At 49.7% G+C, this 18,981-nt stretch carries 16 protein-coding genes; 7 read left to right on the plus strand and 9 right to left on the minus strand.

The annotated features are described in order from the left end of the window. Positions 1-194 precede the first annotated feature (194 nt). The 3 genes from B5F78_RS12370 to B5F78_RS12380 all read right to left on the minus strand — a co-directional run bounded on the left by B5F78_RS12370 (position 195) and on the right by B5F78_RS12380 (position 4,927). A complete protein-coding gene (locus B5F78_RS12370; protein ID WP_239473465.1) occupies positions 195-2,792 on the minus strand; it encodes a glycoside hydrolase family 31 protein in 2,598 nt (865 codons plus the stop codon). Between the two features lie 86 nt (positions 2,793-2,878). Beyond that, complete coding sequence (gene araJ / locus B5F78_RS12375; RefSeq protein WP_087211523.1) at positions 2,879-4,036, minus strand: MFS transporter AraJ; 1,158 nt, start codon at positions 4,034-4,036, stop codon at positions 2,879-2,881. Between the two features lie 186 nt (positions 4,037-4,222). Next, positions 4,223-4,927 carry a M48 family metallopeptidase gene (locus B5F78_RS12380; protein WP_087406858.1) on the minus strand — a complete coding sequence of 235 codons (705 nt, stop codon included), beginning with the start codon at positions 4,925-4,927 and terminating at the stop codon, positions 4,223-4,225. Positions 4,928-5,139: 212 nt separating this feature from the next. On the opposite strand from B5F78_RS12380, the gene B5F78_RS12385 reads away from it, so the two are divergent. The 6 genes from B5F78_RS12385 to menA all read left to right on the plus strand — a co-directional run bounded on the left by B5F78_RS12385 (position 5,140) and on the right by menA (position 11,132). Further along, positions 5,140-6,015 carry a YicC/YloC family endoribonuclease gene (locus tag B5F78_RS12385; protein ID WP_022039803.1) on the plus strand — a complete coding sequence of 292 codons (876 nt, stop codon included), beginning with the start codon at positions 5,140-5,142 and terminating at the stop codon, positions 6,013-6,015. Between the two features lie 124 nt (positions 6,016-6,139). After that, a complete protein-coding gene (gmk, locus tag B5F78_RS12390) occupies positions 6,140-6,706 on the plus strand; it encodes a guanylate kinase (protein ID WP_087211526.1) in 567 nt (188 codons plus the stop codon). A 169-nt stretch (positions 6,707-6,875) separates the two neighbouring features. Next, positions 6,876-7,058: a hypothetical protein gene (locus B5F78_RS12395; protein ID WP_022039801.1), complete on the plus strand. Its 183-nt coding sequence runs from the start codon at positions 6,876-6,878 to the stop codon at positions 7,056-7,058. Then, positions 7,040-7,642, plus strand: a complete 603-nt coding sequence (gene nadD, locus B5F78_RS12400) for a nicotinate-nucleotide adenylyltransferase (protein ID WP_022039800.1) — start codon at positions 7,040-7,042, stop codon at positions 7,640-7,642. The genes B5F78_RS12395 and nadD overlap by 19 nt, the downstream gene beginning before the upstream one ends. A gap of 4 nt (positions 7,643-7,646) precedes the next feature. Then, on the plus strand, positions 7,647-10,139 hold the full coding sequence (locus tag B5F78_RS12405; protein WP_087406851.1) for a zinc-dependent metalloprotease: 2,493 nt from the start codon (positions 7,647-7,649) through the stop codon (positions 10,137-10,139). 111 nt (positions 10,140-10,250) lie between these two features. Next, positions 10,251-11,132, plus strand: a complete 882-nt coding sequence (gene menA / locus B5F78_RS12410) for a 1,4-dihydroxy-2-naphthoate octaprenyltransferase (RefSeq protein ID WP_022039798.1) — start codon at positions 10,251-10,253, stop codon at positions 11,130-11,132. A 124-nt stretch (positions 11,133-11,256) separates the two neighbouring features. Here the strand turns inward: menA and ispF are convergent, their stop codons facing one another. The 3 genes from ispF to B5F78_RS12425 form a co-directional block, all read right to left on the minus strand. Continuing rightward, positions 11,257-11,736, minus strand: coding sequence for a 2-C-methyl-D-erythritol 2,4-cyclodiphosphate synthase (gene ispF, locus B5F78_RS12415; protein ID WP_022039797.1), 480 nt, complete (start codon positions 11,734-11,736; stop codon positions 11,257-11,259). Further along, positions 11,733-12,350 carry a fumarylacetoacetate hydrolase family protein gene (locus B5F78_RS12420; RefSeq protein ID WP_087406852.1) on the minus strand — a complete coding sequence of 206 codons (618 nt, stop codon included), beginning with the start codon at positions 12,348-12,350 and terminating at the stop codon, positions 11,733-11,735. The genes ispF and B5F78_RS12420 overlap by 4 nt, the downstream gene beginning before the upstream one ends. Before the next feature lie 101 nt (positions 12,351-12,451). Beyond that, positions 12,452-13,102 carry a redox-sensing transcriptional repressor Rex gene (locus tag B5F78_RS12425; RefSeq protein ID WP_087406853.1) on the minus strand — a complete coding sequence of 217 codons (651 nt, stop codon included), beginning with the start codon at positions 13,100-13,102 and terminating at the stop codon, positions 12,452-12,454. Positions 13,103-13,216: 114 nt separating this feature from the next. On the opposite strand from B5F78_RS12425, the gene B5F78_RS12430 reads away from it, so the two are divergent. After that, on the plus strand, positions 13,217-13,555 hold the full coding sequence (locus B5F78_RS12430) for a translation initiation factor (protein ID WP_022039794.1): 339 nt from the start codon (positions 13,217-13,219) through the stop codon (positions 13,553-13,555). Between the two features lie 281 nt (positions 13,556-13,836). On the opposite strand, the gene B5F78_RS12435 is transcribed toward B5F78_RS12430, so the two are convergent. The 3 genes from B5F78_RS12435 to B5F78_RS12445 all read right to left on the minus strand — a co-directional run bounded on the left by B5F78_RS12435 (position 13,837) and on the right by B5F78_RS12445 (position 18,806). Beyond that, positions 13,837-14,061: a winged helix-turn-helix domain-containing protein gene (locus B5F78_RS12435; RefSeq protein WP_022039793.1), complete on the minus strand. Its 225-nt coding sequence runs from the start codon at positions 14,059-14,061 to the stop codon at positions 13,837-13,839. 116 nt (positions 14,062-14,177) lie between these two features. Continuing rightward, the gene (locus B5F78_RS12440) at positions 14,178-15,461 is read right to left on the minus strand and encodes a TolC family protein (RefSeq protein WP_087406854.1); all 1,284 of its coding nucleotides are present in this window, start codon (positions 15,459-15,461) and stop codon (positions 14,178-14,180) included. A gap of 234 nt (positions 15,462-15,695) precedes the next feature. Beyond that, positions 15,696-18,806: an efflux RND transporter permease subunit gene (locus B5F78_RS12445; RefSeq protein WP_087406855.1), complete on the minus strand. Its 3,111-nt coding sequence runs from the start codon at positions 18,804-18,806 to the stop codon at positions 15,696-15,698. Between the last annotated feature and the right edge of the window lie 175 nt (positions 18,807-18,981).

Genomic DNA, 18,981 nt, shown 5'->3' on the forward strand with positions numbered 1-18,981 from the left:
CATCCTTTTATGGTTTCCATATCAAAACCGTACGTTCTCCAATTGAAAACCGTACGTTCTCGATATGGAAACCGTACGGTTTTCAATTGGAGAACATAAAAAGAAGACAACTTGGAACAGATACTGAACCGTTCAATCATATATTGGTTCGTATCTGCCCAAGCAAACTTATCGGAGAAATAAAAAACAACCTCTCAGAATTTCACCGTCAGCTTCTTCCCTTTGTATATCACTTGTTTTTCCTGTCTGTCGCCCGCATAGCGGATGATGCGCAGGGGACGGACAGCTTTCATCTCCGGGAACGAACCTTCACGGGGATGGATGGTCAGTTCGCCCTTCGCTTCGTCCCATTCCATACGGACAAGCGCATACGCACCCTGCTCGTAAGCATAGTCTATACCATTGTCTTCGTAAACGGTATAAGCGGCATCGGCTCCGGCATATATCCGGACGGTCCAGCCGGCATCGGCAGCCTCACGGGTAGTCTGCGGCTTGCCCGAAGCCAATGGCAGAATGGTTCCAGCCTTGACAAAGACCGGAATTTGTTCCAGTGTGACCGGCACGGTCTCCCAAGTCCCGTTCCCAGCGGTTTTCGCACCGGTCCAGAAGTCATACCATCCGCCTTGCACATGCGGCAGGTACACCTCCCAACGGTTCTTGCCCGACTCTACCACCGGGGCTACCAGCAGCGAAGGTCCGAACATGTATTCGTATTTCTGCGCCAAGGCAAGCGAATCGCCGGCAAAATCCATCACTAACGGACGCATCAGGGTTCCTCCCTCGTAATGGGTGCGTGCGGCCTCCGAATAAATATAAGGGAACAGGCTATAACGGGTGTCCAACGCCCGACGGGCAAGAGCGACCACCTCCTCGCCATAATTCCAGAACTCGGTATCCGACTGATAACCGTGCACACGGGTCAAGGGCAGGAACACGCCCGCCTGCAGCCAGCGCAGGAAACATTCGTGGTAAGCCGGATCGGTGTACTGGCTTTGCCCGGGACGGAAGAAACCGCCTGCATCGTATGTCCACCAAGGCTGTCCCGACACCACCATGCCCAGACCGCCCACAATCTGCCGGCGAAGCGTTTCCCAATCATGCCCCACATCGCCCGACCAAGTTGCCGTGGCATACCGTTGCATGCCGGGAAAACCGCTTCGCGTCAACAGCATCACCCGCCGGTCGGGCATCTCACGGCGTGACCCTTCGTATACGGTACGGTTCACCAGCAGCGGATAGACATTGCGGTACACCTCGCCCGGCACTGTCTGGTTCCACACCTTCCGCCCCAGCAAGTCGTCGTTCTCCGGCTCCGTCGCATCCAGCCACCAGGCATCTATCCCGTAAGGTTTCAAAAGACGTTTGTTGAAGTTCTCCCAATAATAAGCCGCTGCATCGGGATTGAAGAAGTCAATCCACGAAGTCTGCGGAATGTAATAACCCTTGCCCTGCATCAGTTTGCCCACCTCCGATGCCGGGTCTATCTTCGACCATACCGAAAGCATCAGGCGGGCATCCAATGCATGCACATCTTCCACCAGTTTCTTGGGGTCGGGATAACCGGATTCATCAAAACGCATGGCATTCCAGCCATACTTTCCCCAGTATTGCCAATCCTGCACGATGACGTCCATCGGCAAACTATCGTTACGGAAGCGTGTAGCGGTCTGAACTATTTCATCCTGACCGTGGAAACGTTCCCGACAATGAATATAGCCCAGTGCCCATCGAGGCATCATCGGGACCTCACCTGTCACCCGACGGTATGCCGCAATCACCTCATCAGCTTTTCCGGCAAACACGGTATAGTCGACAGCCTCTGCTACAGGCGAACGGAACACGGTTTCATCTGTTACTTTCCGGTAATACACTTTCGGCCGGTCTTCTTTTTCCAATTCGGCTTCCACCGGATACACTCCAGCCTCCAATTCGACAATGGCAGAAGCCGTAGGAGGCAACCACAGATTCTTCATATCGAATACGGTCTGATTGCCTATCTTCAAGTGATGCCTGCGTGCCATGGTCTGCCCCACATCAAGCATCACGGCGTAGCGCCCAGACTCGCGAATAATCAGTGACGAAGCAAAGACAAACCGCTCACGCACCTCCTGCTTTCCTCCCTCAGCAGAAGTCACATCTACCGTCTCGGCATCACCGCTTGAAACCGTACGCGTCAACGTAATCAAGCTGTCTGCAGGATTGAATTCGGTCAAGCCGTAATTGTTCCACAAGATGCCGTAACCTTTATCCGACAATACGAAAGGAACCGCTATCTGGGTATTGACCTGTGTAAGCCGGCGCGAAAGTCCCCGCACATTCAGTTGCCCGTCCTGAAATTGTCCCAGTCCGAAAAGATTTTCATCAGCAGGCGAATAAAAACACTGAGCGGCACACCAGGTAGGTTCTCCCTGTACCGATGAAGCCACCAGTTGCCGCTCTTTTTCCTGCAATATCGGTTTCCCTTCCGGCGTAAAATAAGCAAGCGTTCCTTTTTCCTTGTCTATCCGTACCACCAGTCCGGGCAAACCCAACGTAATTTCTTCACCGGTTTCCTTCACCGACCAGGCCGGCTTGTCATTCCCCACATACACCCAATCGGGCAACACAGGCTCCTGACGCACATATTTCACACGTACGGCATTGTCTGCCAACGGATAAAGTCGGATTTCCCCTTCCGATAACACCACAGTCAAACTATCCTCTGCCTGCCGGTACGAACGGACAGATTGTGCCCATCCCAGCGTAAAACACAGACAAACGAACAATACCCAACAAATTCTTTTCTTCATCATGCTATAACTTTTTTTGGATTACAGCTCCTAAGTTAAGACATCTATCTGAAAAGCAAAAGAAACGAAGGGCAGAAAAAACCGTATTATCATCCGATGGCACTCTTTCCATACCGCCTCACATACACCGAGATGCACCCCAGCCCCAGAAGCACGATGAAGACACCTACCAGCGACGGATAACGGTAACCCATACCAGCATCTATCGGCAATCCGCCCAGATAGGCACCCACGGCATTGCCCAGATTGAAAGCGATCTGCACACACGCCGCTCCCATCATCTCCGAGCCGCGCGAGTTCTGCAAAAGCAATAATTGCTGGGGAGGAGAGACCGCAAAGAGGCAAGCCGTGCAGACAAACATCAGGATGACGGACAGGTACGGATTGCGGGTAAAGAAGAAGATGCCCAGCAATGACAATACCATCACCATCTGCGTGACACGGATTACCGGAGCCAGCCCGTAAAGGTCGCCGCACTTGCCTCCCACCAGATTACCGATGGTCATGCCCAGCCCGGCAAGCATCATCACGGCGGTCATCGAATGGGGCGAGAAACCTGCTTCGTGAATCATCTGCGGTGTGACATAGCTGAACCAGCAGAAGATGCCCCCGTTGCCGAACATCGTAGTCAGGATAATCAGCCACGGTGCCAGCCGCTTCAGGAAACGGAACTGACCTTTCAACCCTACATCGGGCAGAGCGGGCATATACGGAATCCAACGCCAAATCAGATAGAATATCAAGACTCCCCAAAGGGCATTGAACACGAAAGGAAAGCGCCACGAAAACAGGTTACTCAACAACGTGCCGAAAGGAACCCCGAAGAGGTTGGCAATGGTCATCCCCGCTATCATCAACGCTACCGCCTGCGAAGCTTTTCCTTTATCCGCCACCCGTTCCGCCACGATGGAACCTACGCCGAAGAATGCCCCGTGAGGCAATCCCGAAACGAAGCGCATCAGGAGCAACATCCAATAATTCACCGACACCGAAGCGAACAGATTCCCTACGATGTAAATCATCGCCAGTCCCAACAATATCTGCTTCAACGGACGGGTACGTGCCACCACTACGGTCAACGGAGCACCTACGCACACCCCAATGGCGTATGCCGAAATAAAGTGTCCTGCCTGCGGGATAGAAATGCCCAAATCATGGGCCACATTGGGCAGAATGCCCATCATTACAAACTCGGCAATTCCTAAGCCCAGCGTGCCGGAAGCCAATGCCATCAAACTTTTCTTCATACGGATTATCCTGATTGTGTTTTTTCACCACAGATTACACAGATTTTATAATTGATTTAATCTGTGTAATCTGTGGTGAATATTCAAAACGGATGCAAAGGTAAAGGAAATTCATCAAACATAAACGGCTGGGAACACAAAGCATACGCATTTTTTGACATACATCAACAGCAAGGCACAACAAGCTCAAAACACCGGACGATATGCACGCAACTCCTTGCGCAATGCCAGCGCACGCCCTTCCGTCATCCGGTCGAGCAACTCCCAGAAGCGGGGACCGTGGTTCATCTCACGGGTGTGTGCCAGTTCGTGCAGGATGACGTAATCCATCAGATGCGCCGGGAGCAGCATCAGGTAATACGACAGGCTGATATGACGTTCCGATGAGCAACTTCCCCACCGGGAGCGTGCCTTGGTAATCTTCACCGTCCGATACGACAATCCGTACCGTTCTGCCCAACATGCCACCAACGGAGGCAGATACTCTTCCGCCCGTTTCTTCAAGGCACGGGCTATGGCATTCCGCACCAACGTCTGTACCCGTTTGTCCGAAAAGTCAGTATCTTCGGGACAACAAATCTTTACTCCCTCTTCGGCGGAGCGCACGGTGAAATGCTTCAGCCGGCTGGGTTCGAGCCACAACCGGAAGCACTCCGCCTCCAGCCTATAATCCCAATCGAAAGGCTTGGGAGACACATCTGCCTTCAACTTCAGCAAGCGCTCACGGAAAGGGCGGATTACGTCGAGCAACGCTTTCACGCTCCGGAAAGGAGGCGTGGTGACATGCAGCCCGTCTTCTTTCATCCGCATCGTGACATTGCGCACCGTACGGCGGGTCACGATGAATATCTGCCCGAAATCGGCATCACTTACAATTTGTTTCTTAGCTATCATAACGGCAGCAAAGGTATAAAAAAATGAAGATATACTTACTTTGCCATTTCGCGCAAACTATTCGGGAATCCCGAAGACGTACGTGCAGGGAACGGTGCTCTGCAAAAATTAGTAAAAATTAGATGCGTTTGCCCTGTTAGACGGGGAGAGAGATTTGGCAGGTTGGCAGAGATTCCCTATCTTTGCAAGACTTAACAAAATCGAACCGTATGATACAATCAATGACCGGATACGGCAAAGCGACCGTAACATTCGGAGACAAAAAAATAAACGTTGAAATCAAATCTCTCAACAGCAAGGCACTTGACCTGTCGACACGCATCGCCCCACTCTACCGCGAAAAGGAAATGGAAATACGCAACCGCATTGCCAAAACATTGGAACGGGGAAAAGTAGACTTTTCTATCTGGATAGAGAAAGATGCCGGCGAAACAGCTACACCCATCAATGCTGCACTGGTAGAAAACTATTACAAACAAATTTCTTCCATTGCCGAAACGTATCACATACCGGTACCTAACGACTGGTTTGCCACGCTATTGCGCATGCCCGACGTCCTGACACGGGTGGAAGTGCAAGAACTGGCAGACGAAGAATGGGAAGCAGCCAGCCAAGCCATCGACGAAGCCCTGCAACACCTGACAGACTTCCGTAAACAGGAAGGAGCCGCACTGGAAAAGAAATTCATCGAGAAAGTGAACAACATCGAACGTCTCTTGCACACGCTGGAAAACTATGAAAAGGAACGGGTGAACAAAATACGCGAACGCATCACCGATGCACTGGAAAAGACGGTCAAAGTGGACTACGACAAGAACCGGCTGGAACAGGAACTGATATATTACATTGAAAAGCTGGACATCAACGAAGAAAAACAACGTCTTGCCAATCACCTGAACTATTTCCGTGAAACGCTTGCCGGCGGACACGGACAGGGCAAGAAACTGGGATTCATCGCCCAGGAAATGGGCCGCGAAATCAATACCACCGGAAGCAAGTCAAACCACGCACAGATGCAGAACATCGTGGTGCAGATGAAAGACGAGCTGGAACAAATCAAGGAACAAGTGTTGAACGTAATGTAAAAAGCAAGTTGACAAGGTAACAAGTTGACGAGTTGACAAGGCTTTAAATGCCATTAAGTAAAACTATTCAGAACCTTGTCAACTTGTCACCCTGTTACCTTGTCAACTAAAAAAGAATAAAAACATGAACGGAAAACTTATCATATTCTCAGCACCCTCAGGCTCGGGTAAATCGACCATTATCAACTACCTGCTGAAACAAGGCCTGAACCTGCAATTTTCCATCTCCGCTACCAGCCGCCCGCCACGCGGAACCGAACAGAACGGAGTGGAATACTTCTTTCTCACACCGGAAGAATTCAAACGACGCATTGCCAACGGTGAATTCGTAGAATACGAAGAGGTATATCCCGACCGGTTCTATGGCACCTTGAAATCGCAAGTGGAAAAACAGCTTACCGAAGGCCAGAACATCATCTTCGATGTGGATGTGGTAGGAGGATGCAACATCAAGCAGTTCTACGGAGAACGTGCCTTGTCGGTATTCATCCAGCCTCCTTCAATAGACGAACTGCGCAAACGTCTGGAAGGACGTGGCACCGACTCACCCGAAACGATAGAAAGCCGGATAGCCAAAGCCAGTTTCGAACTAAGTTATGCACCCAAGTTCGACCTAGTCATCGTAAACGACAATCTGGAGGCAGCCGAAACCCAAGCCTTGGAAGCTATCCGGAAATTCTTGGCACAATAAAATAAATCTCTTTTACCACGGAAGAATTTAATGATTAAGAAGCTGTTTTAAATTTAGCGCCCAAAGCACACACGAAAACGGATACATCAATTTTTGGAGAAATTCAAAACAGCTTCTTCTTAAGAGTTAAAAGACTTCCATGGTGAGTTTAAACTAAAGCTCAAACATTATGCCTAAAGACCCGAAAAAACTCCTGAGTATCCTAATGATTGTAGCTATCGTAATAGCATTGGCAGCTCTTGCCGTAGGCATCGTAGCTCTTGCCAAACAGCAGTACATCATTGCCGCAGCCATGCTTCTTGTAGCCGTATGGCAAGTAGTAAACTTTTTCAAATGGAAAAAACTCGTATAAAGACCGGACTGTTCGGAGGGACATTCAATCCCATTCATATCGGGCACCTGGCACTTGCCAATTATTTGTGCGAATATGAAGACCTGGATGAGGTATGGTTTCTGGTAACACCACAAAACCCATTCAAGAAAGGTGATCATCTGCTGGACGACTATATCCGGCTGGAAATGGTAGAAGCCGCCATAGCCGGATATCCACACTTCCGTGCTTCCGACTTCGAGTTCGGACTGCCTCGCCCGTCATATACGGTCGATACGCTACGACAACTTGCCAGGACTTATCCCGAACGGGACTTTATCCTCATCATCGGGGCAGACAACTGGGCTAAGTTTGCCCAGTGGCGTGCCCCCGAAGAAATCCTGCGCAACCACTCCATCAGAGTTTATCCGCGCCGTGGATACGACCTGACAATTCCTGCCTCGTACACACAAGTCAAGGCGGTAGAAACGCCCCTACTCGAAATCAGCTCCACCTTCATCCGTCAAGCACTTGCCGAAGGAAGGGATATCCGTTATTTCGTACATCCGGAAGTATACCGCATTATTCAAGAGAAACATCTGTATCAATCTTCTAACCAACCATAAACATATGAAAAAAGCAATATTGCCTATATGGATAATGGCGGCTCTCCTGATAGCCTCATCGCCTGCTGAAGCCAAAATATTCAAGAAGAAGGCAAAAAAAGCACAAACTGAAAAAGTAGAGAAACCGGCTCCTCAAAACGGACTGAAACCTTACAGCCAAGTCATCACCGACAAAGCCAGGAGCACACACGGATTTCTGACCGTACACAAGGTAGCTAACAATTATTTCATTGAAATCCCCGACTCCATGCTCGGGCGCGACATTCTGATAGTAAACCGCATCAGCAAAGCGCCTGCCTCGCGCCAGAAATCACGCGTGGGTTATCCGGGCGACATCATAGGAAGCAAGGTCGTACGTTTCGAGACTGGTACGGAAAACAACCTGCTGGTACGCGAAATATCCTATCGCGAACGTTCCGCAGACAAAGAAGGAATGTACCAGTCGGTACTAAACTCGAACATCCAGCCCATCGTGGCAAGCTTCAAGCTGGAAAGTGTACGCAAAGATTCGCTTCACCGAAGTTATGTATTCAACATCGGAACATACTTGAAGAAAGAAAACCCGCTCTTCACTTTTGAAAAAGGCGACAAAGACTATATCGGCTTGCAGGCTCTCAACGCCGAAGCTTCGTATGTAGACACGCTGAAAGCCTTCCCGCAAAACATCGAGATAAGCAATGTAATGACTTATAGCCGCAAAAAAGCCGAAGGAGCCGGTTTCCTGGAAACTGGAAGTTCGGACATTCCACTTACCTATGAACTGAACAGCTCATTGGTGCTCCTGCCCGAAACACCGATGAAATCACGCCTGTTCGATCCGCGTGTGGGATATTTCACCGTACGTTATACCGATTTCGACTCAAACCCACAAGGCATCGAATACAAACAACTCATCACGCGCTGGCGACTGGAACCGAAAGATGAAGCCGCTTATCTGCGCGGCGAACTGGTAGAGCCGAAGAAACCCATTGTCATTTACATCGACCCTGCCACACCGAAGAAATGGGTACCTTATCTGATACAAGGGGTAAACGACTGGCAGGTTGCATTCGAAAAAGCTGGATTCAAAAACGCCATCTATGCCCAAGAAGCCCCCACCGATGACCCTTCATGGAGTCTGGAAGATGCCCGCCATTCAGCCATCGTTTACAAACCTTCGGACATCCCTAATGCCAGCGGACCGCACATCAATGACCCGCGTACCGGAGAAATTCTGGAGACACACATCAATTGGTATCATAATGTTATGAGCCTCTTGCGCAACTGGTATATGATTCAGGCAGGAACCATTGATGAAGCTGCCCGGGAAATGCAGTTCGATGATGAACTGATGGGCCAACTCATCCGCTTTGTTTCTTCACACGAAGTAGGGCATACCCTCGGACTACGCCACAACTTCGGTTCTTCGCACACCGTTCCGGTAGAAAAACTCCGCGACAAGGCATGGGTGGAAGCTAACGGACATACACCTTCCATCATGGACTATGCACGCTTCAACTACGTAGCACAACCTGAAGACAGCATCACACGAAAGGGTATTTTTCCACGTATCGGTATATACGACAAATGGGCAATCGAATGGGGCTACCGCTGGCTTCCCCGGTTTAAGACTCCCGAAGAAGAAACAGATTACTCCAACAGCTCCATCATCGCCAAGCTGAACGAAGACATACGTTATACTTTTGGCACGGAATCAGACCCTAATGACCCTCGAAACCAAAGTGAAGACTTGGGAGACGACTCAATGCTGGCAAGTGCATACGGTATCAAAAATCTGAAACGGATTGTACCGCAAATAGAAAAATGGAGTCATGAACCCAATAAATCGTATGCCGGTGCCGCTGAAATCTATACACAAGTAATCAACCAGCTGGCACGCTATATGGGACACGTGGCAAAAAACGTGGCAGGAATCTATTCTACTCCCATCACCGTAGAACAGACCAATGCCGTAGCACGCGAGTTCGTACCTGCCGACATCCAACGGCGTGCCGTAGCTTTCCTTAACGAACAGCTCTTTACCACACCCACATGGCTTATCGACCGTGACTTGATAGCTAAAGCGCGCATCTTGCCTGTCAACGCTATCTGCTCGCTCCAATCAAATATCCTTGCCCGTCTGCTCAACAAGAACACGTTCGACAAGATGAGCGAAAACGAAGCCTTGAACGGCAAACAGGCATACACCGCTTCGCAACTTTTCGCCGACCTGCACACGACTATTTGGAACAATCCGTCGCGTTCGGATATTTTCCGCCGGAATATGCAAAAAGCCTACATAAAAGATTTAATAGGACTTTTAGACAAAGCACAAGAAGAAGCAGCCGAAAAAGCGAACCGCCGCCTGAGTTACTCGGAATCTCCGGCTATTGCCCGCGGAGAACTTATCGCCTTGCAACGTATTGTGAAAAGCGCAGCCGCCCAAACGACCGGCATTGCCAAGAGTCATTACGAAAACCTGCAGGCACTGATAGAAGACGCGTTGTCGAATAAATGATTATCTACCATAAAGAGTCGGAGATACACAGAGGGAATAAGCCTAACCAGCGTTTCCCCAATAACCCTCTGTGCATCTCTGTAATGAAATCCATAATACGCGAAACAAGCTATGAACGAAGATGTAAAACCCAACTCACTTCAAGCCTGGATACTGGCTGCACGTCCCAAGACCCTGACGGCAGCATCCATCCCGGTGATGATAGGATGTGCCTTGGCAGAAGCACACGGACATTTTCAGGCTACTCCAGCCATTCTGTGTTTCCTGTTTGCCTTCCTGATGCAAATAGATGCCAACTTCATCAACGATTTATACGATTTTCTGAAAGGAAGCGACCGCGAAGACCGTCTTGGACCGGAACGTGCCTGTGCACAAGGCTGGATAACGCCTCAAAACATGAAGAAAGGCATCCTCCTCACCACTGCACTGGCAGCCCTGTGCGGACTTTGCCTGCTTTACTATAGCGGATGGGAGATGATTCCGGTAGGCATTGCCTGTCTGGTGTTCGCTTACCTCTATACTACCCTGGCCTACCACGGATGGGGCGATATACTGGTACTGGTGTTTTTTGGCTTCGTGCCTGTAGGATGCACATATTATGTAATGGCACACACGTGGAACGGCTCTGTCACCATCGCTTCACTAGCCTGTGGACTGGTGATAGACACCCTGCTGATGGTAAATAATTTCCGCGACCGCGAACAAGATGCCATCAGTGGCAAGCGCACGCTGGTAGTCCGCTTCGGAGCAAAAACAGGACTTATCGTCTATTTCCTATTGGGGCTGACAGCCTGCTGGCTTTGCTTTTATTTTGTTGGTCAAGGAAAACTATGGGCAAGCATCCTACCCGAGCTCTACCTGCTGATACACATCCTTACCACAGTCCGTATGGCACGCATCGGCAAAGGCAAGGCCCTGAACGCTATTTTAGGTGAAACTTCCCGCAACATGTTTTTCTTCGGCATCCTGCTCTCTGCCGGTTTGCTGCTCTGATTTTCAAGGCGTCGAAGTATAGTTGGCAAGGTGACAAGTTTTTTGTTTCACTTACGCCCCCCAACACGGAGACACAGAGAAGAATAAAAAACTCTCTGTGCCCTCGTATATCTATGTTCAAAAATCAATCCTTCGAAATCAACACTACGGCATACGCCGAGATGCCTTCCTCACGACCGGTAAAGCCCAATTTCTCGGTTGTGGTCGCCTTGATGGACACATCATCCACATCAATGTTCATTACCTCTGCCAACACTTTCTGCATCTGTGGAATGTAGTTTTTCAGTTTCGGACGCTCGGCACATACCGTGGCATCGATATTCCCGATGCGATATCCTTTCGATGCTATGAGTCCAACAGTTTTCCGAAGCAACACTTTACTATCAATATTTTCAAATTCACTTGCCGAATCCGGGAAATGATACCCGATATCGCGCATATTGGCTGCTCCAAGCAAAGCATCACAAATGGCATGAATCAATACATCGGCATCTGAATGCCCCAACAAGCCCAAAGTATGCGGGACCAAAATTCCACCCAACCACAAGTCACGTCCTTCCACCAGACGGTGAACATCAAATCCGAATCCTGTACGTATCTTCATCGTATATTGAAATCTAATACTTTCCTGTCTTCCAAATATCCTTCCAAATGATTGCCTATCGCTACCGGTCCTACCCCGACTGGAGTACCTGTATAGAGCAAGTCGCCTATTTTCAACGTACAGAACCGGCTCACATAAGCAATAATCCGGTCGACCGTGAAAATCATATCACACGTGTTTCCCTGTTGCACCGTCTGTCCGTCAATATCAAGGTGAAAACGGATATTCTGAATTGTGGGGAATTGCTCCACCGGAACCCAATCGCCGATAGCCGCCGAATTGTCGAAACCTTTGCAAAGCTCCCACGGTTTACCTTCTGCACGAAACCGGTGTTGTAAATCGCGTGCCGTAAAATCAATGCCCACCGTTACGGCATCGTAATAACGGCAGGCAAAACGCTCGGCTATATTCTTTCCCAACCGGCAGATACGCACTACCAGTTCCGTCTCATAATCTACCTGCCGGCAAAAATCAGGAATAAAAAAAGGGTTGCTGTCTTTCAAAAGAGCCGAATCTGGCTTCATAAAGATGACCGGTTCTTCCGGCAAAGGTTCCGTGGCGTGCAGTTCTTTGCAATGCAACGGATAATTCATTCCTACTGCTATAATCTTCATACATATTTTTCTTTTCACCATAAATTACACAGATAAAAGAATAAAGACCGTATCTCTGCTTTTGCACTCCGGCTTAAAAATCTGTGCAATCTGTAGTGAGTTCAAGTATTCATCTCATTCAACCGATTAAACATCACCGCCAGATGAGCATACAACGATGTGTTCTGCACCACGATATGTTCGGGCACCCGGATACGGAAAGGAGTAAAGTTCCACACTGCCTTGATGCCCCCAGCCACCATCTTGTCGGTTATCTCCTGCGATATGGAAATAGGTACTGTCAGCACACCGATATTTACGAGGTCAATCTGCATACGTGCTTCAAACTCATCGGTATGATAAATAGGAATGCCGTTGATTTCGGTGCCCACCAAGTCAGGATTGATATCGAATGCTCCCACTAGCTGCAAGCCGAAATGCACCAGACCCGAATCGCGCAACAAAGCACCACCCAGGCTTCCGACACCAAACAAATAAGCACGATGCAGATTGGTAAATCCCAAAAAGTCCTCCAACACCCGGACCAATACATCTATTTCATAACCTACCCTGGTACGTCCGGCAATGTCTACATACGAAAGGTCTTTCGCTATTTGCGACGCATCGATATTGATTTGTTTCGAAATCTGGGTAGATGAAACAAACCTTTCATTTTTCTCCCGCATCAGCTTCGCACACGAAAGATACCAAGGAAGCCGCCTCAAGGTAGGTTCCGGAACCTTGTCTGTATTTTTATGCGTACGTATTGCCATCCAACTTCAGTTAATCGATTATTCTCTTTCCGCAAAAATAAGCGATTTATTTGTAAATATTACACGAATATTGAAAAATGTACTTAACTTTGGACACATTCTAAACCATCACACATGAAAAAAAACGATTGGAAAGACCGGCTGAACATTGTATACTCCACAAATCCTGATTTCAAGTACGAAGAAACAGGTGAAGAAGAGACACCTACCCTTGAGAAAAACCGGCAACCTTTGCGTGTCAACATCGAGCGGAAAGGAAGAGGAGGAAAAACCGTAACCGTAATCAAAGGATTCATCGGTACCGAAACCGACCTGAATGCTTTAGGCAAGCTTCTCAAGACAAAATGCGGAACAGGCGGTTCTGTAAAAGACGGAGAAATCTTGATACAAGGCGATATGAAACAACGCCTTATAGACATATTGCACACTGAAGGCTACACACAAACAAAATAAGAAACAGTTTCGAATTTCTACAAAAAGTTTTCTTGGTTTGACATGCGTTCAAGCATACCTTCTGATGAACATAAGTGAGTGGATCGTTTAACATAAGTAACCCGGGCGTTTCACATAAGTGAGTCGGTCGTATCACTTATGTTCGTTTGAGGGGGCCTTTGGAGTTTATGCCACTGGCACAGAAGAAGTAGGTTCTGTGCCATGAGTGTGCGATACGCATAAATAAAAAATAGCCCGATTTATACAATTCACAAACCGGACTATTCATTGCGTCTTTGTTTTCAAAAGTACACGTTCATCTCTACGTGCATCACTTCTTCGCCATCGGGCATTTCAGAGTCAAATTCAATCTTATTCTCACGCGCCAACCATCCGATAGCCGCATTCAGATCGCGGTCGGAAAGTTGTGTTTCTTTCTTCAACTCTTCATACTTCCAGGATCTGCCGCTACTGTTTATCGTGCGCCAGACAATGCCTGCATTTGTTCCAATTGTTGTTTTGTCCATAATACGAAATTTTAGCTGGTTCTAATTTAATTGCACACAAAGTTAAGGTTTCTTTGTGAAAAGCAATGTTCCTTTCATCAGAATTTTTGGTTAAAAAGCCATTACGTTCCTGACCGTCAACGTCCTGTTGACTGCAAATACTCACGCTTCTTCACTGCATATTGTGCATATGCTTCCACATATCGGTCGCGGCTTTGCTGGAAAAGAGTCTGCGCCTCCAACAGGTCGCTCATGGTGCAGGTACCGGCATGATAGTAGTCGGTCTGCAGACGAAGGTTCTCTGCCGACTGCCCGATACTCTCGATAGCTATACGTACTTGCTTATAGGCATCGGTTACGGCATTCCATGTGTTCTGCATGTTAATGACCAGCAGTTCGCTGCCGTTGCGCAGGTTGTTTTCCTCGGTACGCACCGCCAGCTTGCTGCGCTTCAGACTATGGCTGCCTTCCCACCAGCCGCTCAGAGGCACGCTTACCGTAGCGAAGCCCACCCAATAATTGCGGTCGCGGTCCAGCAGGTTATCATAAACAAATCCGCCGCCTATCGCTACCGTAGGCAATTGCTTGCCAAGCGTCATCTTCCGCTCAATGCGGCTTGCCTTCAGCTTTGCCTGCAACAAGTTGTATTCGGGAGTAAGGGCAAGCGACTCATCGGGACGACGGTAAAGCGCATCAGGCGGTTCGGGTAGCGAATCTGCCACTGCGAAGTCTACATCCACACTGTCACCCGGCGTACCGATGTATTGCGCCAACAGACGGCGCGACAGAGCGAGGCTGTTCTCCACATTGATGCGTGTGCTGTGCGTGTCGTTCTGCCTCAGCTGCACCTGAAGCAGGTCGTTACGGTTGGTCACGCCCGCCTGTACGGCGGCATCCACATCCTTCAGGATTTCCGCCAGCTGTGCTTCCACCACGTGCAGCGTGCGAAGCTTCTCCTTCAGCATCGCCACCTGCCAGTAATATTGCTCGGCGGTGAGCTTCACTTCGTTCTCCGCCTGCCTGCCCAAGAGGCGGTATTTCTCCACGTTCACCTCAGAGAGTTTGTTGCCTTGCACAATCTGACCTCCGGTAAAGAGGGGCATCGAAGCGGTAACGCCACCCACTAAACCATCCTTCATCAATCCCAACGACATACCGGGTCCCATCTCCATACCCAACAAGTGGGTGGAGGACAGGAAACCTCCGCCCGTAGCACTGATGCTGGGGAAATAGTTGGTGAACGCCTCCTTGCGCTCGTGGCGTGCGGAAGCAAGGTCATTGGCGGCATTTTTCATACGGGCATTGTTCAGCAAAGCGCTTTCTATACATTCGTCCAGTGTGTAAACCTGCTGGGCGGCAAGCGGGGCAGCCATGCAGCCCCATACCCAAACCATCAAAAAGCATTTACTTGTATGTTTCATCTTTCAACGTTATTTCTGTTTAATGAATATCCGCATTTTACCCAATTGCCCTGTAGGGGCGTATCGCATACGCCCTGAAAACATCCACGTGGATCAGTTGGCGCATTCGGGCGTATGCGATACGTTCCTACAGGAGATGTTTACGGATATTCAATTTCTGTTTTGCATTCTATATATAATATAAGGTGTATCCGACCCCATACATGGGATATCATCAACACCCTAACAAGAGTATTACTGTTGCTCCAAGGCATCCCATTTTTCACGTTTCTTGCTGCTGCCCCGGAAAGTAAGCAGGTACAAGCACGGCAAGACAGTAAGAATGAACAACATCGTGATGAGTGTACCGTAACAAATGACCGTACCCATCGGCATCCACAGGCTCGACTTGCCCAATATCATCGGGATAACACCCATCGAGGCGGCAGCCGACGTGAGGAAGATAGGACGCATACGCCGCAGGGCGGAATGATAGATAGCTTCGCTGGCAGTCATGTGCTCCGTAGCGCGCAACTCCTCGGCATAGTCTATCATGATAATGCCGTTGCGCACAATGATACCCATGAGGCTCACCACGCCCAAAATAGCTGTGATGCTGAAGTCTACGCCCTGAATCCATACGCCAAAGGCAGTACCAAAAACGCAGAGTGTCATGCTGCCGAAAATAAGCAAGGCAATGCTGATCTTGCGGAAGTGAGTCAGAAGGATGAAAAAGATGATGGCAACTGCCAACATCAGTCCGCCCATGATTTGCGGCATCATCTCACCGGTTTTCTCCATCTCACCGCCGTAGCTGACCGTCACCCCCTCAGACAGTTCGACACCTTTCATCATCTCCTGCACCCTGGCAGTCATTTTCAGGGCATTTTCTCCGACAGCCAAGTCAGCCTGCACGGTAGCGGTGTAGATTCCGTTGCGACGCACTACCTGTCCCTCCTTCCACGTGGGCACCACATCGGCTACCTGCCGCAAAGGCACATCAGCAAGTCCGGCAGCAACAGGTATCAGTTCGTCCTTCACCTCAACAGGCAAGGCACGATCCGCCTTCTCGCTTTTCAGCTTGACGGGAATGTCGTAATCGCCCTCCCATACATTAGCTATCGCCAACCCGTCTCCATAACGCATGGCAAGGGTAGACTCCAGCCCCAGATTGGTCACGCCTAAGCGGGTTGCCTCGTCTTCTTTCAGATTGACGGCAATGGCAGGCAACGGCTCGTTGAAATCGGTCTGCACAAGGATAAGTCCCGGCATCCGCTTCAGCTCCTCCAGCACTGCCTGTGCGTCATGCTTGATTGCCTCCAAATCCTCGCCCGACAGGCGCACCTCGATGGGATAGACAGCCTCGCTATAGCTTAATTGCTTGAAACGCACGCGGGCACCGGGAAAGTATTCGGTGTACTTCGGTGTGTATTCCGCCAAAAGTGCCTCGGTGTCCTTCACACCGGTAGTGTTTACGATGAACTGTGCATAGTTGGTGCCGGGAATTTGGGGTGCGTATGCCGTCTGGAAACGGGGCGAGGCGCATCCTTTGAAAGAGGCGATACTGACCACACGCGGATCTTGGCTCAAGATGTGTTCCATGCTGTCCGCCACCTGTGCCGTCACATCCACATCCGTACCTGTAGGGAGGTATATCTCCACGGCAAACTGGTTGCGATCGGCAACGGGCAGGATGCGCTGGGGCAAACCAGCCAACATTACAGCACCCACCACGATAGAAACCACGCCGACAGCCACCGTTATCTTGGGATGAGCGAAGCACTTGCCGAACAGCCAGTTGTAATGTTTCTGCAGGAGGTCGAGGAAGTTGAACGGCTTCTTGCCGTCTTTATTCACCTTTACTCCCATAGGCTTGCGGATAAACCAGAACTGCATGAAAGGCACAAGTAGCGTAGCCACGAGCAACGACACGCCCAACACGATGGAAACCGCCCACGGGAAACTCAGCACGAACTCGTTCAGCATACCCGTCAACGTAAACAGAAACGGGAAAAACGTGATGCTGATGGCGAGCGTAGCGGAGAAAATGGACTTGAGGAAGTGCATGGTACTGTAGATGGAAGCATGCCAGCGTGACATCCCTTCGCCCAGCTTCTCCAAGTAGCTGTCGATGATGACAATGGAGTTATCCACAATCATACCCAACGTGACTATCAACGCAGCCAACGTCACGGTATTCAACTCGATACCGAAAGCATAAAACTGTCCCAACGATATAAATATGGTAATCGGGATGGTAGATGCAGCCACCAATGCCACACGCAAGGGCAGCAGGAGCATCACCACGATGACCACCGCCACGATGGCAATGATGAGTTCGTGCAGGAAGTTCGACACACTGTCGCCCACCACCTTCGGCTGGTCAGTGATGCGGAAGATACTGACATCCGTCGGCAATTCCTGTTGAAACTCGTCCAGCACCTTGTTGATTTCATCGCCCATTGCCACGATGTTCTGCCCCTTCTTCATCTCGACGGAGAGCAGGAGGCACTTACGGCCGTTGTTGGTGATGTAGCTGTCGGGGTCGGGATATTCGCGCACCACCCGTGCCACGTCTTTCAGCCGCACGGTGTTGCCCTGCGGATCGGTATAGACTATTTGTTCCTGCACATCGCGCACGGTATTGAGTGAGCGGCTGACGTAGATAGGCTCTACCATGCTGCCGTCCTTCACACGCCCGCCGCTGGTGGTGAAACCTTTCTGCATCAGACCAAGGGCAAGCGTCTGTTCGTTCAGCCCGTACTTCGAAAGACGGTCGTGGTCAAGATAAACCGATATCTGTTCGTTCTGTATCCCGCTCACCGTCATGCGTCCTACGGAGTTGATGCGGCGCAGGCGGCCTTGCAGCAGATCCATATAGTCATCCAGTTCGCGATAGGTCTTGTCTTCGCTCTCCATCGTAATCAGCAGGGCGGAAGTATCGCCGAAATCGTCTTGCACCACCAGTGCCAGCACGTTGCCGGGCAGTTGTGCCTTGAACTGCGACACGCCGTGCTTGAACTTGCTCCAGAACTCGTCTTTGTTCGTCAGGTCATCGTTCAGCTCCACTTGTATGTAAACAATGCCGTCGCGGCTTTTCGAAAAAGTTTTCTCCTTTTTTACTTCCTTGTAAGTGAAAATGTATTCTTCCAGCGGTTTGGTAACCTGCTCCACCATCTCCTGCGCCGTATTTCCGGGAGCCACAGCTACCACGACTCCCTGCCGCACGGTAAAGTCGGGAAACTCATTCTTACGCATTTCGGGCAAACTGTACACACCGAATGCCACCAGACAGGTCACTACAAGAATAACAATCTGCCGGTAGTGCATCGCCCATTCCACAAAGTTACGTTTCTTCTTTTCCATAAGTCTCTTATATTAAGAAGCTGTTTTGAATTTCTCCAAAAAATTTTTCTTGGCTTGATGTATCCTTTTTCGTGTGTGCTTTGGGCGATTTTTTGGTCCTTTCCGCTCCTGTTCTTCGTCAGATAGCCCGCTATCTTCCTCATCACAGAAGCGAAAATGCCTCAAAAACTCATCC

It is taken from the genome of Bacteroides sp. An279, assembly GCF_002159615.1.
Classification (GTDB): Bacteria; Bacteroidota; Bacteroidia; order Bacteroidales; family Bacteroidaceae; genus Phocaeicola; species Phocaeicola intestinalis.